Source organism: Pyrinomonas methylaliphatogenes, assembly GCF_000820845.2.
GTDB lineage: Bacteria > Acidobacteriota > Blastocatellia > Pyrinomonadales > Pyrinomonadaceae > Pyrinomonas > Pyrinomonas methylaliphatogenes.
In genome coordinates this window covers 1-14,287 of record NZ_CBXV010000005.1, presented here as the reverse complement: position 1 = coordinate 14,287, position 14,287 = coordinate 1, and the positions used below count along the sequence as shown (strand labels likewise).

The 14,287-nt window shown below is 58.4% G+C and carries 7 protein-coding genes, 2 tRNA genes and 1 CRISPR repeat array; of the genes, 3 read left to right on the top strand and 6 right to left on the bottom strand.

What is annotated here, in order from left to right; all coding sequences use genetic code 11:
* The first annotated feature begins 4 nt into the window (after positions 1–4).
* The gene (locus PYK22_RS07190; protein WP_060635443.1) at positions 5–1,906 is read left to right on the top strand and encodes a glycoside hydrolase family 3 protein; all 1,902 of its coding nucleotides are present in this window, start codon (positions 5–7) and stop codon (positions 1,904–1,906) included.
* Between the two features lie 31 nt (positions 1,907–1,937).
* Here the strand turns inward: PYK22_RS07190 and PYK22_RS07185 are convergent, their stop codons facing one another.
* Positions 1,938–3,053: a 6-phosphofructokinase gene (locus PYK22_RS07185; RefSeq protein WP_041975749.1), complete on the bottom strand. Its 1,116-nt coding sequence runs from the start codon at positions 3,051–3,053 to the stop codon at positions 1,938–1,940.
* 317 nt (positions 3,054–3,370) lie between these two features.
* Here PYK22_RS07185 and PYK22_RS07180 point away from each other — a divergent pair, with 317 nt between their 5' ends.
* A complete protein-coding gene (locus PYK22_RS07180; protein ID WP_099606179.1) occupies positions 3,371–5,851 on the top strand; it encodes an exo-beta-N-acetylmuramidase NamZ domain-containing protein in 2,481 nt (826 codons plus the stop codon).
* A gap of 303 nt (positions 5,852–6,154) precedes the next feature.
* Here PYK22_RS07180 and PYK22_RS07175 read toward each other — a convergent pair whose 3' ends face one another.
* Positions 6,155–6,739, bottom strand: a complete 585-nt coding sequence (locus PYK22_RS07175) for an NUDIX domain-containing protein (protein WP_041976035.1) — start codon at positions 6,737–6,739, stop codon at positions 6,155–6,157.
* Between the two features lie 126 nt (positions 6,740–6,865).
* Positions 6,866–7,936, bottom strand: a complete 1,071-nt coding sequence (locus PYK22_RS07170; RefSeq protein WP_157770735.1) for an AI-2E family transporter — start codon at positions 7,934–7,936, stop codon at positions 6,866–6,868.
* A 380-nt stretch (positions 7,937–8,316) separates the two neighbouring features.
* On the opposite strand from PYK22_RS07170, the gene PYK22_RS07165 reads away from it, so the two are divergent.
* A tRNA-Arg gene (locus tag PYK22_RS07165) sits at positions 8,317–8,393 on the top strand.
* Positions 8,394–8,931: 538 nt separating this feature from the next.
* Here the strand turns inward: PYK22_RS07165 and PYK22_RS07160 are convergent.
* The 3 genes from PYK22_RS07160 to PYK22_RS07150 all read right to left on the bottom strand — a co-directional run bounded on the left by PYK22_RS07160 (position 8,932) and on the right by PYK22_RS07150 (position 10,678).
* A tRNA-His gene (locus PYK22_RS07160) sits at positions 8,932–9,008 on the bottom strand.
* A gap of 207 nt (positions 9,009–9,215) precedes the next feature.
* Complete coding sequence (locus tag PYK22_RS07155; RefSeq protein ID WP_041975745.1) at positions 9,216–10,271, bottom strand: radical SAM protein; 1,056 nt, start codon at positions 10,269–10,271, stop codon at positions 9,216–9,218.
* 47 nt (positions 10,272–10,318) lie between these two features.
* Positions 10,319–10,678 (bottom strand): hypothetical protein, encoded by a 360-nt coding sequence (locus PYK22_RS07150; protein ID WP_041975744.1) that lies wholly within the window; start codon positions 10,676–10,678, stop codon positions 10,319–10,321.
* A gap of 2,895 nt (positions 10,679–13,573) precedes the next feature.
* A CRISPR array of direct repeats spans positions 13,574–14,268; the repeat unit is 30 nt; unit sequence GTTTTAATCGGACCAGTGTGGGATTGAAAC.
* Positions 14,269–14,287 lie beyond the last annotated feature (19 nt).

Genomic DNA, 14,287 nt, shown 5'->3' with positions numbered 1-14,287 from the left:
GGCTATGGAGCGAAACTTAGAACGCCGTTTCATCTCGATCCTTCTTCTCGCGCTCATCGCGTTGCCGTATCAAGCGCGATCGCCAGTGCGAGCGCAGGGGCGCGCTTTGCCCCCGCAGATCGCACCCTACCCGTCACATCCATCCGCCGCGGCCTTGCGTTGGGCCGATGAACAACTGCGTCGCATGTCGCTCGACGAGAAGATCGGGCAACTGATCCACATCGGCGTCAACGCCACTTTCCTCAATCAGGAGAGCGAAGCGTTTCGCGCGCTTCGCCGACAAGTCGAGGAGAATCAGATCGGCGGGATCATCCTGTTCCGCGGACCGGTCTATGAATCGGTCCACCTGATGAATCGCATGCAGAGTCTGGCGCGCATCCCGCTCCTCATCTCCGCCGATCTGGAAGCCGGGTCGGGGATGCGTTTTGAAGACGCGACCGATTTTCCGTGGAACATGGCCGTCGCGGCCACAGGCGATCCAGATTACGCGCGCCGCCAAGGCGAGATCACCGCACGCGAAGCGCGCGCGCTCGGCGTGCAAATGATCTTCGCGCCGGTGGCGGACGTGAACAACAACGCGGCCAATCCGGTGATCAACGTCCGCTCCTACGGCGAGGACCCCGCGACAGTGGCGCGCTTTGTCGCCGCCTTCATCGAGGGCGCGCAAAGAGGCGGCGTCATCGCGACGGCGAAACATTTCCCCGGCCATGGCGATACGGCCATCGATTCGCATCGCGGGCTGCCCGTGATAAACGTCGGGCGCCAGCGTTTGGACGAAGTGGAGCTTGTGCCGTTTCGCGCGGCGATCCGCGCCGGCGTCGGCGCGATCATGACGGGTCACATCGGCTTGCCACAGCTAGATCCAACCGCGATCACGCCGCTACCGCGCGAGCGCGTCCTGCGTCCGGTTTATGCCGAAGAGGGGAGTGAGATCGTCGTCGAGAAGGCGACGCTTCCGGCGACGCTTTCGCCCGTCATCACGGGCAGACTCCTGCGCGGCGAACTGGGCTTTCGCGGATTGGTCGTCACCGATGCGCTCGACATGAGCGGCTTGACGCTCTACTTCACGCAGGATGAAGCGGCCGTGCGCGCCATCGAGGCCGGAGCCGATATGCTCCTAAAACCCGCCGATCCCGACGCGTGCATCCGCGGTCTGCGCGAAGCCGTGCGCACCGGGCGATTGAGCGAGAAGAGGATCGAAGAATCGGTCCGGCGCATCCTCGCGGCGAAGTATGATCTCGGATTGGTCCAGAACCGTTACGCGCCGCTCGAAGCGATCGATCGTCTCGTCGCCAGCCGTGAGGCCGAACAACTCGCACAGGAGATCGCCGCGCGCGCCATTACGCTCGTGCGCGACGAAGCCAAACTCCTTCCGCTGCGCGACGTGCGAAGCGCGCGCATCTTTAACCTTGCCGTGACCAACGGCGAAGATCGGTTATGGGTGGCGCGCCCGTTCACGACGGAGCTGGGCCACTTGGGCGCGCGCGTCGAAACGGCTGCGCTTGACGACCGGTCTTCGGAAGAGGAATGGCGAAAAGCCTTGGAGCGCGCCGCGCGCGCCGATCTCATCGTCGTTTCGCTCTACGGGCGCATCCGCTCAGGCCAGCCGAACAGCGCGAGCATTCCCAAAGCTGGTGAGAGTGCGCTGCGCGCTCTGCTTGACGGCGATCGCCCGGTGATCGGGATCAGCTTCGGCAATCCTTATCTGCTGCAGAACTTCCCGAACCTGAAGACCTATCTGGTCGCATACGGCGACATGCCTTGCCTGCAACAGGCGGCGGCGCGCGCGCTGCTTGGCGTTTCCGACATTACGGGGCGCTTGCCGATAAGCTTGCCGGGGCTTTACGCGCGCGGGACGGGAATCCAATGGCGAAAAGGCGAGGCGAGCAACGCCACATCGCGCTGATGCGGCGTTGCCCCAAACTGTCGGTCGAACGTCACATGCCGAGGTTTTTCGCGTGATAACGCTCGGTATCGTAGTAACGCGCGACGTCGAGCGTGTTGAGATTGCCGACGACGATCCCAAGATCGACGAGCGACAGTTCGAACGATGGGGCGATGCCGCGCGCCGAAACCATCTTGCCGAAATCTCCGGCAGCGATGGCATCTGCGGCCCGCGCCCCGAAGGATAGTCCCATGATTCGATCGATCGGGCTCGGATGCCCGCCGCGTTGTGGATGGCCGATGGCCGCCGAGCGCGCATCATAGGGCGTCTCTTCGCGTATCTTGCGCGCGAGGATTTCGCCGATGCCGCCCAAACGCGCATGGCCGAAGGCGTCTTGGCGATCATCGAGCGTGACGATCTGACCGTCTTCGGCATACGCGCCCTCGGCGACGACGATGACCGAATAGCGCGGGCGTCGCGGATCGCGCGTCAGACGGTTCGGATCGCCCATCCGCTCGCGCAAAAGCGCGAAGACTTTGGCATAACTGAACGGATGTTCGGGAATGAGGATCAAATCGGCTTGACCGGCGACGCCGGACCAGAAGGCCAAGTGCCCGGCATGCCGCCCCATCACTTCGATCACCTGCACCCAACCGTGCGAACCGGCGGGATTGCGCGACCATTCGATGATCTCCGTCACGTTGCGCAGAGCGGTGTCGAAACCGAGCGTGTAATCCGTGCCGGCGAGATCTTTGTCAATCGTTTTGGGCACGCCGACCACGGGCACGCCCTTCTGCGTCAAGCGCGCCGCCACGCCGAGCGTGTCTTCGCCGCCACACGCGACGAGCGCATCGAGGCCGAGCTTCTCCATGTTTTTGATCACTTCGTCGGAACGATCCACGCGCTCGCCCGCCTCGTTCGGCGCTTTGAAGGGATTGGTGCGCGAAGAACCCAAGTTGGTTCCACCATCGCGATCCCAACGCCGCACCGTCTCGCGATCGAGCGGCCACGTCTCGAGCGGCGGATCGAGCAGGCTGCGCCAGCCATCATACAGGCCGATGACCGAGATGCCATGATCGCTGGCGCGATAGACCAACCCCTTGATCGCTGGATTGAGCCCCGGCGCGTCTCCGCCGCCGGTCAGAACACCAATGCGTTTTACTTTCATCTTCAATCCTTCTCTTCTAGAGTTGGGTTCGAGTTTTTGAAACTCAAAAGAGTAGCAAGAGTCGCCAGCGGTGACAATAGCCTTCGCTCTTCGCCCGCTCGACCGGGCGATTTATCGCGCAATTTCGCGCTATTTTTTCGCCCGCTCGGGGGCGGCGAAACGTCGCGCGCCTTTAGCTCTCCCGAGTTCGAGGCGAGCGAAGCCGTAAAGCGATTTATGCACGACAAAGCGCCGCTTATACTCCGGCTCGACGGCATGAAGCGTAACTTGCGCGATTTTTCAGCCGGTAAGATTCGCCAAGTGAGGTCAAGATCATGATGAGCTTCCGTCGTCAATGTGATGCGCGCGGCATAGCGCTGCTCCTGCTTCTACTCTTCGCGCAACGAGCGGTCGCCGACAAACTGCCGACCGCTTCACCCGCCGCCGTCGGCATCTCAGCCGAGCGTCTCGCGGAGATAGATCGCGCCGTGGAACAAGAGATCGCGCAGAGAAGGCTTCCCGGGGCGGTCGTGCTCGTCGCGCGGCGCGGGCGCGTCGTCTGGCGCAAAGCTTACGGATCGAGAGCCGTGGTCCCGCAACGCGAGCCGATGACCGTTGACACGATCTTCGATCTGGCGAGTTTGACCAAGGTCGTCGCCACTGCGACGAGCATCATGATCTTGGTCGAACGCGGGCAGGTGCGTTTGAGCGATCCGCTCTCGCGCTACATCCCGGAGATCAAAGGCGGCGGGCGCGAACGTATCACCATCGAGCAACTGTTGACGCACACCGCAGGCTATGCGCCCGACTTCGATCTCGGCAAACGGTGGACCGGCTACGACGAGGCCATTCGCCGGCTCATCGAAGAGCCGCTGCGCTATCAGCCGGGAACGCGCTTCGTCTATAGCGACATCGGCTACATCGCGCTCGGCGAGGTGGTCCGGCGCGCGAGCGGTCTGCCGCTCGATGAGTTCGCACGCCGCAACATCTTTGAGCCGCTCGGCATGCGCGAGACGATGTTCCGTCCGCCCGCCAGCCTTCTTGCGCGCATCGCGCCGACCGAAACCCGTCGTGGCCAGATGAGTTATCTCGGCGGCCATCCCGAAGACGCTGGCGCCGAAGCTGAAAGGGTCTTGCGCGGTGAAGTGCACGACCCGACCGCTCATCGCATGGGCGGCGTCGCCGGTCACGCCGGACTCTTCTCCACGGCGGACGATCTGGCCATCTATTGCCAGATGATCTTGAACGGCGGCGAATACGCTGGCCGACGCATCTTGAGCCCGTTGAGCGTCGCCGCGATGACGCGCCCGCGGGCCGTCAATGCCGAAGGAGCGGCGCGCGGACTCGGATGGGATATGGCGACCGCTTATTCGTCCAATCGCGGCGATCTCTTCCCTCTCGGTTCATTCGGACATACGGGCTTTACGGGGACCTCGATCTGGATCGATCCGGCGAGCGAAACGTTCGTCATCTTCTTGAGCAACCGCGTTCATCCGGACGGCAAAGGCGATGTGACTCCCTTACGGGGCCGTGTCGCTTCGATCGTCGCCGCTTCGATTACGGACCTGCCGGTTGAACGAGCGCGCGAAGAGAGCGCACGTTTCGCCGCCGAATTGTCGGCGACGCTGCCGCGGATGGCGAGCGCGCAAGCGAGAGCGCGCATCGGTGACGCGGAAGAGGCCCATAACGCTGAGGTGCTGACCGGAATAGATGTGCTCGAACGCGACGGCTTCAAGCCGCTCGTCGGCAAACGCGTCGGACTCGTCACCAATCACACGGGGCGCAACCGTCGGGGTGTGCCGACGATCGATCTGCTGGCGCGTGCGCCTGGCGTGAAACTCGTGGCCCTCTTCTCGCCGGAACACGGCATTCGCGGCGCGCTCGATGAAAAGGTGCCGGACTCGCGCGATGAGAAGACGGGACTGCCGATCTACTCGCTCTACGGCGACACGCGCCGCCCGAAGCCGGAGCAACTGCGCGACCTTGACGCGCTCGTCTTCGACATTCAAGACATCGGCGCGCGCTTCTACACATACATCTCGACGCTCGGCTACGTGATGGAGGAAGCGGCCAAAGCGCGCATCCCCGTTTACGTGCTGGACCGGCCCAATCCGATAAATGGCCTTGATGTCGAAGGGCCGCTGGCCGATGCCGACAAGCTCTCTTTCACCGCTTATCACACGATCCCCGTGCGCCACGGCATGACGGTCGGCGAACTGGCCCGCCTCTTCAATGAAGAGCGCAAGATAGGCTGCGAGCTTCACGTCATCGAGATGCGTGGCTGGCGGCGCGCGATGTGGTTCGATCAGACGAACCTCACGTGGATCAACCCATCGCCCAACATGCGCAGCTTGACGGAAGCGACGCTCTATCCGGGCATCGGGCTTCTCGAGACGACTAACCTTTCGGTCGGGCGCGGCACAGACACGCCCTTTGAACTCATCGGCGCGCCGTGGCTCGATGGGCAACGCCTCGCCGCTTATTTGAACGAACGCGAGATACCCGGCGTCCGTTTCGTCCCCGTGCGCTTTACGCCGCGCGCTTCCGTCTTCAAAGGCGAAGAGTGCGGCGGCGTCAACATCGTCATCACCGATCGCCAGCGTTTTCGCCCCGTGCGCACAGGCATAGAGATCGCCGCCGCTTTGCACAAACTCTACCCGCAAGAATGGAGAGTTGACGATTATGTGCGCTTGCTCGCCAATGAAGAGACGCTCGCGCGCCTCAAACGCGGCGAAGCGCCCGAAGCGATCGAAAGCTCTTGGCAAGAGGAGTTGGAAAAGTTCCTTCGCGCGCGCGAACGGGCTCTGATCTACAGATGAAGCGCGGATAGAGAGTAGCGATCTCGACATAGGATGATCGCCAATGGCTCTGCCCCACAGATGAAGCGCGGATAGACGGCGGCGCTGCTCGCGCCAAAATCGCGATGACGAACTCTGATTCATAGATGAGGCGCGGAATCGGGGCGGGGCGAAGAAAGCGGCACACGACCGGCGAAGCGTTTAACGCCTCGCCGCTCCCATCAACGAAGAGTCTGATCACGCTGGCCCGTGATCGCTAAAATATGCGGTGCCGATGAAGGTCGCTTTATGACGGCCGCGTAAAAGGGCGTGCCGTTGAGCTTTTCAAAGCCGCGCTCGCTCTAGCTGGTATTGCATGATGGCCAACAAGCTGAGCGCGTCGGTGATCTCTCCAGCGAGCGCCATCCGCAGAGCCTCAGCGAACGGCACGCGCCGCACACGCAGCCGCTCCGTCCCTTCAGGCTGGCTTACGCCTTGAGTCAATCCAGTCGCTAAGAACCAGATGGCATATTCATCGGAAACGGAATTCGAAAGATACGCCGCTCCCATCCGACGCCAATGGCGCGCGCTCAGCCCCGTCTCCTCCTTTAACTCTCGTTGCGCCGCCACGAGCGGATCTTCACCGAACGGGCAACCGCCCTCCGGTATCTCCCACGAATAGCGTTCGAGCGTGTAGCGATATTGACCGACAAGATATACGTCATCGCCTTCGATCGGAAGCACGCCGACGGCGATGTTCTTGTAGTGCACGACGCCGTAGATTCCCGGCATGCCATCGGGACGGATGACGCTGTCTTCGCGCACGCGGATCCACGGATTATCGTAAATCAAGCGCGAGGAGATCCGTCGCCAAGGGTTCTCGTCGCTTCCATCCTCGATGCTCTCCACACGATCTTTTCTTTCACTCATCGGCATTTTTACTATCGGACCAGTATCGCATCATGATCACCCGCCCCTCACGATGCGATCTTTAATGATCAGCCTCAGCTTAAGAGTCTGTGCTTTTCTGTTTTGTTTGGTTCGGCGATGCGATCTTTAATGATCAGCCTCAGCCCCGGATTCGATCTCGCGAACGATATCGAGAAGCGCGAGCGTGATCGCCAAGATGACCGGTCCCAACACGAGCCCCAATACGCCAAAAAGGTTCAGCCCGCCGAGCACCGAAAAGAAGATGAACAACTCGTGCAAGCGCGTCTTTTCGCCAACCAACTTCGGGCGAAGGAAGTTGTCCACCGTCCCGATGACCAGCGCCCCCCAAGCGGTGAGCATGATGGCCTTCGCCCAATGCCCCGTCGCAGCGAGGAAGAGCGCCGCTGGCACCCAAACGATGAAGGCTCCGGCCATCGGAATCATCGAAAGGATCGCCATCACCACCGCCCAGACGATCGCCGAAGGGAGCCCGAGCGCCCAGAAAGCTAGTCCGCCCAAAGCGCCTTGGATGATGCCGATCACCAATACGCCATAGAGACTCGCGTTGATCACTTCACGCGCGCGCGTGAAGACGGTATCCACTTGCGCGCGATCGAGCGGCAGGAAATCACGCAAAGCACGTAGGATGCGTTCGCCGTCGCGAAACAGATAGTACATCGTGAAGATGATGAAGAACGTGTCGATCACGATGCCGAACGCTCCGCCGAGCACCCCAAGGGTGCGCCCGGCAATCGCACCAGCCGCAGTTTGAACCGCCGCTTGGATGCGCTCGGCGGAAAGCCAACCGGCGCGTAAACTCTCGACATCGACGAACCGGCCCAACCATCGCCAAAGCGGTCCCATGAAAGGCGACTCGGGATCGAGCAGCGTCGCGGCATTGGCCTGCAGCATCTTCGCCGCCCCAGACAACTCATTGAAGACGGCGAAGGTGACAAGAGTCAGCGGCGCAAGGATCGTGATGACGACCAACAGACACGAGAGCAAAGCGCCTAGGTGCGAGCTCCGCGTCAGCAACACTATTCGCCGATGCAACGGATGAAAGAGTATGACCAGAACGATCGCCCACACTAAGACGTTCAGAAGAGGTTGCAGCATTAACCAGCAAACGTAAAGCGCGATCGCCGTTGCGATGATCAGAACTGCCCATCGCGCCCTACGCCCGCGCGCCAGCTTCATCTTATCCGTGCTCATGCCCCAATGATAAACATATTTCCCTCTAAGCTCTTAGCGGTCAGCCGAGGCGGGCCGCCCTCGCGGCTCTGGCAGCAACGCGGACCGTTTCAGCCGCGTGCGCATTGAATCAACCTCGACTGCGAGTTGAATACCGCGCGGGAGCGTGTGGAAATCATCGCTTCAGCCGCGTGCGCATTGAATCCGCTCGACGGCGCGTGTCCATCCACTCGAATCTCACTCGGTGAGATGAACGCCAAAGCAAGCTCTGCGCTTCGGTCGGATCGCTTAATCCCCTCGCACATTCATCCACCTCACCTAGATCAACGCAGACCCGACATGTTAGAATGTGTTACGTTTCGCTTAGCAGGCGATACTCAATCAAAGCCCCTGTAGCTCAGCCGGATAGAGCATCTGCCTTCTAAGCAGAGGGTCGCAGGTTCGAGTCCTGCCAGGGGCGCCAATTTTATAGCTTTACAGATACCAGGCTAGTCCGCCGAAAATCTACTCCACAACAACCCAGAGCGACCAAGTCTATCGATAGCTACCGAGCGACATTCCCTCCACATGCAATTCGACATCATCATCACATCGGCATCATCATTTACCGAGCGACATTCCCTCCGCATGCAATTCGACATCATCATCGCTTACCGAGGCGGCATTACATCCACATGCAATGCGACACAAGATGCATAGCGTCCCGAACGGAACGCCGCCGAGTGGCGCGCCGTGACGCGATGGGCTTTTAAGGAAGCGCTTGCGGCAGGTTACTTGGTCGAAGAGTTCTACCGCCTGAGTCGGAGCGATGAACGATTCGGAGTCTACATCCTCAACCGCGGAAAGGGCCTGGCTGATTTCGAGAATTAGGCGCACGGATAGGCATCAACTGATGAAGCCTAACGGAGGTTGGCTTCCGCTCGCCAGCTTGAAGAGTAGATCCTAGCTTGAAGAGTAGATAGCTGTTGTGCGGCAATCAATACGGCGATCGATTAAGCGATTGGGGCGGCTAGCGGGACTCGAACCCGCGACCTCTTGATCCACAGTCAAGCGTTCTAACCAACTGAACTATAGCCGCCGCAACTCTCTTTCACACATTTTTAAATAGTAACTGATACGGGGCGCTGCTGACAAGCGGCTTGAGGGGGCTGTGCCTTTAGGCTGCAAAACCGTTTGTCGAAAAGAGCGGAAGCGGCGATCTTTCCTCCCGAGGGCTGTGCCTTTAGGCTGCAAAACCGTTTGACTGAAGGTAGCGCAATGTCGCCGGACAGATCAGCGGAGCCCCTCAACTCGCGTAAGCCCTCTCGTGACTTCGCGCGACGATCATTTCGTGCCAATTGCTAAGGAGCGGAGCTTCAGGCAGGCACAACTCCTCCCACACTCGACGACACAGTTCGCTGAAGGCAACATAGCGGCGCGTCAAGAACTCGCCCCAAGCGTCAATCAACCTCTCGTCGCGCACGTTGCATATCTGATATCGCCGCGAGAAACCGTATGACACAGGCACAACAGCCCCGTCCGATTCGAGCACGATCAGGCTGAGGAGCTGCGCCGGAGATAGATCGGTCGCTTCTTCAGGGGGCGTCCCGGCGTAAACTAGTTCCGGCTCTTCACGTAAGTGTTCGCGGTAGAGCAGATCGATCTGCACGGCCATAGTCTCAGCGTATTTGTCCGCGAGCAGAAAAGCGATGACATAAGCTCTCGCTAACAACTCTTCCGTCAGCGATTCGCCTCGCATCATCTCAGTAGCGCGACCAGCTAACTCTAACGGATGAATTTGCAGCAAACGGGCGCCGTTCTCAGCGGCGAATTCCGCTACCCAAGGGAGATGTTCCCAGTTCTCGCGCGTGAGTGTATGAATGAAGCCGAATTGAATCCCAATCGCCCGCAAATCGCCCAATCCGCTTACGAGTCTTTCGAACGCTCGCGCTGAACGGCGTATTCGGTTGTGAACTTCAGGCGGGCCATCGAGACTGATGGCGAGCGCATCGAGCTTGTCGCGTAATCTTTCCAAACGCCTTCGGTCATTGAAGAAACCGTTCGTCGTGACCGTCGTCTGCAAACCGAGCGATTTGGCATGCGCGAGAATGATCTCGAGTCCGTCGTAGATCAAAGGCTCGCCGCCCGAAATCGAGACAACTTCATAGCCCATGGAGGCCGCATCCGAGATGAATTGACAAACGATCTCCGGCTCGAGCTCAACGCGCGCCGTTGGGGCAGAATCGGAATAACAGTGCGCGCAAGAGAGATTGCACTTGAGCGAAGGATGGATCTGGACGATCGTCCTTCTGGCAGGGCCTCTAACCCCGCCAGAAGGACTCCTCGAACTCAGCTCTTCCATAGCCCTTGATCTTTCCCCGAGACCGCTCAAGTCTGATAGACGTTAGCCTAAGGCGAGGTGAGTTCCGTCGTTGGCACCGTCGAGGCGCCGAGATCGAGATTGACGCGAAAGATCTCCGGCCACGGGATGCCGTACGGGAAGACGACTATCCCGCCCAAGCGAGGTGTCTTCAACACGACATCGCTAAAGAACCTACCCACTTCGCTCGCCTCGAGAATACCGGAAACCCGCAAGCCATCCACCGCGGGGATGCCGCGCGGAAAGGCTTTGATCCTCTTCAAACCAGCGCGATGAAGCGTGGCAACTATCGAGACCAACTCTTTGAGGTTCTCCTTGTCGATACCGCCAAAGCGCAGTTCATGCATCAAAGCTTCTTCGATCGAGGTCTGAGGCTTTTGACTTGCCATCTTTTGTTACCTCCTGTTGCTGGTTCATGACGAGGCGTTAATTTGGCGGGCTTTCTGCTCGCGATTTCCCGGATGGTCCATAATCCATCCGTTCACGGAGAGCGCTTATCATGAATCGCGCGGATTGACTGCGCTTCCCTGCGGCGAAGCGAACGGCAGTCGACGAGGTTCGTATGACATACAACATAACGGAAGTAGAGTCAAGCACCGATGGCGTAATCATCCATCACGTCTTGAGCTTGGGCCCGTTTTTGGCAGCGGCTATTGACCCTTAACCACATGTAATCATCCATCACGCCTTGAGCCTGGGCGCGATTTTCTCCCAGTAAGCGACTGCGCTATCGTCGATGCGGCGCGCGAGAAGTTAATCGAAGTCGGTGTCTTTCAATCAGTAAGCGGCTGCGCTTCCCATTGTTCCCCGAAACCTTGAGGCTTTATTGATTGGCATGACTTTGACCGCGGTCGCTGGTCTAAGTTTCTAGAACGCTGAATGACACTCGGCTACGCAAAATGCGCGCGTTATGGGCCTAATACAAGACAGAGAACACAATTTACTACTTCCCCAGCTGGTCCTATTAAAACCAGCTCCCTACACGATGCCGCGATGGCGTGCTAAAGTCCGTACGGCAGTCTGATTAAACCAGCTAAACATGGCACCACGAGCTCGACGTCGCCGATGTGTGACGCTGTACAGCAGTCTGATTAAACCAGTTAAACTCCCTACATGAGAGCTTTTTAGTTCGCTTTGGTTCCAGACCTGAGTCCGATTAAAACCAGTTACCCCCTTAACCGCTCCCCCAGGGTTCAATCCCCCTTTGGTCCGATTAAAACGACTTAAGAAAATTGCGTGATGAAACTACGATCCAGTTTTTCAATCCCACACTGGTCCGATTAAAGCTAGACAATCGCACGAGCGCGTACTGGTTGTCCTCGAGTGCTGCCAAACAAAAGATAAGGGAGGATCTTGAGAAGCGCCCGAGCGTGTACTGGTTGTCCTCGAGTCCCACCCTGGTCCGATTAAGGCGCAAGCGACCACGCCTAGCTTGTTGAAGTTTTGCGGGTTTCAATCCCACACCGGTCCGTTTAAAACAGGGCGGGTCCGCTCGACCCGGCGGGGTTCCACGGTGTTTCAATCTCACACTGGTCCGATTAAAACCAGACGCACCGGCCAAACCGACGCGCCGCGTGCAAAGTTTCAATCCCACTTTGGTCCGATTAAAACGTGGGATGCACGGATTGGCGGAGGTCGGCATGCGCCGTTTCAATCCCACGCTGGTCCGATTAAACCCATGACAAAAGAAAGGAAAAAAAACAAAATGAAAAAGAATTCAAATTCAACACGGGGGCCCCCCACGGCCCCCTTAGTTCCACAAGTTAAAGGAGAAAGCAACTGGTCCGATTAAAGCGCGGGCGTTTTCGCCGCATGAGGCGAAGGCGCCCGCGTTTCGATCCCACGCTGGTCCGATTAACACTCGAGAGGCAGTTTCATAAATAGCACCTAAGTAAGATCGCGATGCAACCAACGTGCATGAAACAAGCGACCTCTCGACATGGCGCGCGGGCGGCGCACTATCTATCAGCGAGCGTCCTACAGCCAAGCGAAGAGCGCCAGCGCGGCGGAAGGGGGCGGTCATCTCGGGTTGGGAGTGTCTTCTAGCTCTTTCTGTGAAGAGCGATCATCTGGACCCTTTTGATGGGCCAAAGCTTCATCAAGCGGATCGCTCTGATCGGCTTCGCCTCCAACTAGCCGCGATGGCCACTTGCTGGCGAGGGTCGAAGCGAATGTCTTTCGACAACGATGCTTCATGTGGCGACAAAGCCATGGTTTCGCGTCACGCTCTTCGGCCGGCAGGCCGGTCCTTCGACAACGGTGCTTCATGTGGCGACAAAGCTGTTCGCACTAGTGCGCAGTCCGTTCAAAGCCCTTCGACAAGGGTGGCTTCATGTGGGCCAGTCACACGCTTTGTGGACGGCCACAGGGAGACCAAAGCTGTGCGGCCACCGCCACGAGCTTCGGCACCGAGCGCGCTTAGTTCACCCCACTCCGCGCAACGCGTGACGCTTTCGAAAGCGCTCAGAACGCTTCCGAAGCGCGCCTGGTTCGCCTCGCCCCGCGCAACCCTTTTTTACTAACACCCGACCTTTCATCGTCAAGTTTCGCGTGTTGGTCCAGCCGCTCCGCGCCCCTCTTTTTCACCAACACCACTAAATTCATCGATTATGCGGATGCTGGCGTACAAGTGTGGGTAGTGCGAGGCGGTAGTTGCTATTAGCGACGGGCACTCGCCCAATGCTATCGTACAAGTGCGGGTGGGACGGCAGCCCACGAAGCTGGAAAATCTTTGATACCCGCTTACGGCTGTCGTACAAGTGTGGATGGGACGGTAGCTGGATCTGTTCACTGGCGAGGTGGTTGAGGGCTCGCGCTGTCGTACAAGTTTGGGTGGGACGGTAGCCCTAAATGCATCGATTAAGATCGGGCACTGTACGATGAGTTGATCACGCTGCTAGGAAGACGGCAGCCCTAAATGCATTTAAGATTTCGAAGAGCTAGCCATATAGCCGTAGGGCAAATATCTGGTCCGGCTGTTGAGACTGCTGCTGCATCTGCGGCGGACTGGCATATAGCCATAGGGCAAACATTCTGCTGGAGATTAGCAGAGGTCTAGCCGATGATCGCGCGGACTGGTTATAGCCATATGGCAAACATCACACTTAAACCTAAAAATGTGTCGATTAAGATTGCGAGAACTCTACCCCTAAACCGACTTGTTTTTTGATAAACATTGCCACTTGCCGTCACTAAGCTAGGGATTGACATTTACCGATGTTCGACGGCAAAATATTCTTGGAGTTGATTGAAATATCAGTGTTTTTTGCAGAAATCCTAGGGGGGTTTTAATCGGACCAGTGTGGGATTGAAACAGTCAGGGCGCTCTCAGACCGCATACCGTCTGGCCGAGTTTTAATCGGACCAGTGTGGGATTGAAACTCGGACTCGAGCGCCTAATAGGCGCTCCTAACCAACATGTTTTAATCGGACCAGTGTGGGATTGAAACCTCGCCGGCGTCCACCCGCCACTGCAGGTGGATGAAGTTTTAATCGGACCAGTGTGGGATTGAAACGACTTTATCGGTCGGGGGCAAGTAGGCGCGAAACATGGTTTTAATCGGACCAGTGTGGGATTGAAACACGTCAAGGCGCACGGGAACGCTCTCGTCAGACGCAAGTTTTAATCGGACCAGTGTGGGATTGAAACTCGTTTCGATACGCGTAAAACCGCAGCCCTGGACGGTTTTAATCGGACCAGTGTGGGATTGAAACTCGTTTCGATACGCGTAAAACCGCAGCCCTGGACGTAGTTTTAATCGGACCAGTGTGGGATTGAAACGCGTCCGACTACATCATCGTCATCGTCATCAATTGGGTTTTAATCGGACCAGTGTGGGATTGAAACGTGCTCGGGAAGGAACGCGTTGAGACGGGCGAGGAGGTTTTAATCGGACCAGTGTGGGATTGAAACATCTCGAAGTTAGCCGGTCCGGCCGGTAACTCGCCTGTTTTAATCGGACCAGTGTGGGATTGAAACCTGCTATATAGTCCGCGTA

Bases quoted from the DNA above. Each gene is read 5' to 3' on its own strand.
- PYK22_RS07190 (WP_060635443.1), top strand. From the start codon at position 5: ATGGAGCGAAACTTAGAACGCCGTTTCATCTCGATCCTTCTTCTCGCG.
- PYK22_RS07185 (WP_041975749.1), bottom strand. From the start codon at position 3,053: ATGAAAGTAAAACGCATTGGTGTTCTGACCGGCGGCGGAGACGCGCCG.
- PYK22_RS07180 (WP_099606179.1), top strand. From the start codon at position 3,371: ATGAGCTTCCGTCGTCAATGTGATGCGCGCGGCATAGCGCTGCTCCTG.
- PYK22_RS07175 (WP_041976035.1), bottom strand. From the start codon at position 6,739: ATGAGTGAAAGAAAAGATCGTGTGGAGAGCATCGAGGATGGAAGCGAC.
- PYK22_RS07170 (WP_157770735.1), bottom strand. From the start codon at position 7,936: ATGAAGCTGGCGCGCGGGCGTAGGGCGCGATGGGCAGTTCTGATCATC.
- PYK22_RS07155 (WP_041975745.1), bottom strand. From the start codon at position 10,271: ATGGAAGAGCTGAGTTCGAGGAGTCCTTCTGGCGGGGTTAGAGGCCCT.
- PYK22_RS07150 (WP_041975744.1), bottom strand. From the start codon at position 10,678: ATGGCAAGTCAAAAGCCTCAGACCTCGATCGAAGAAGCTTTGATGCAT.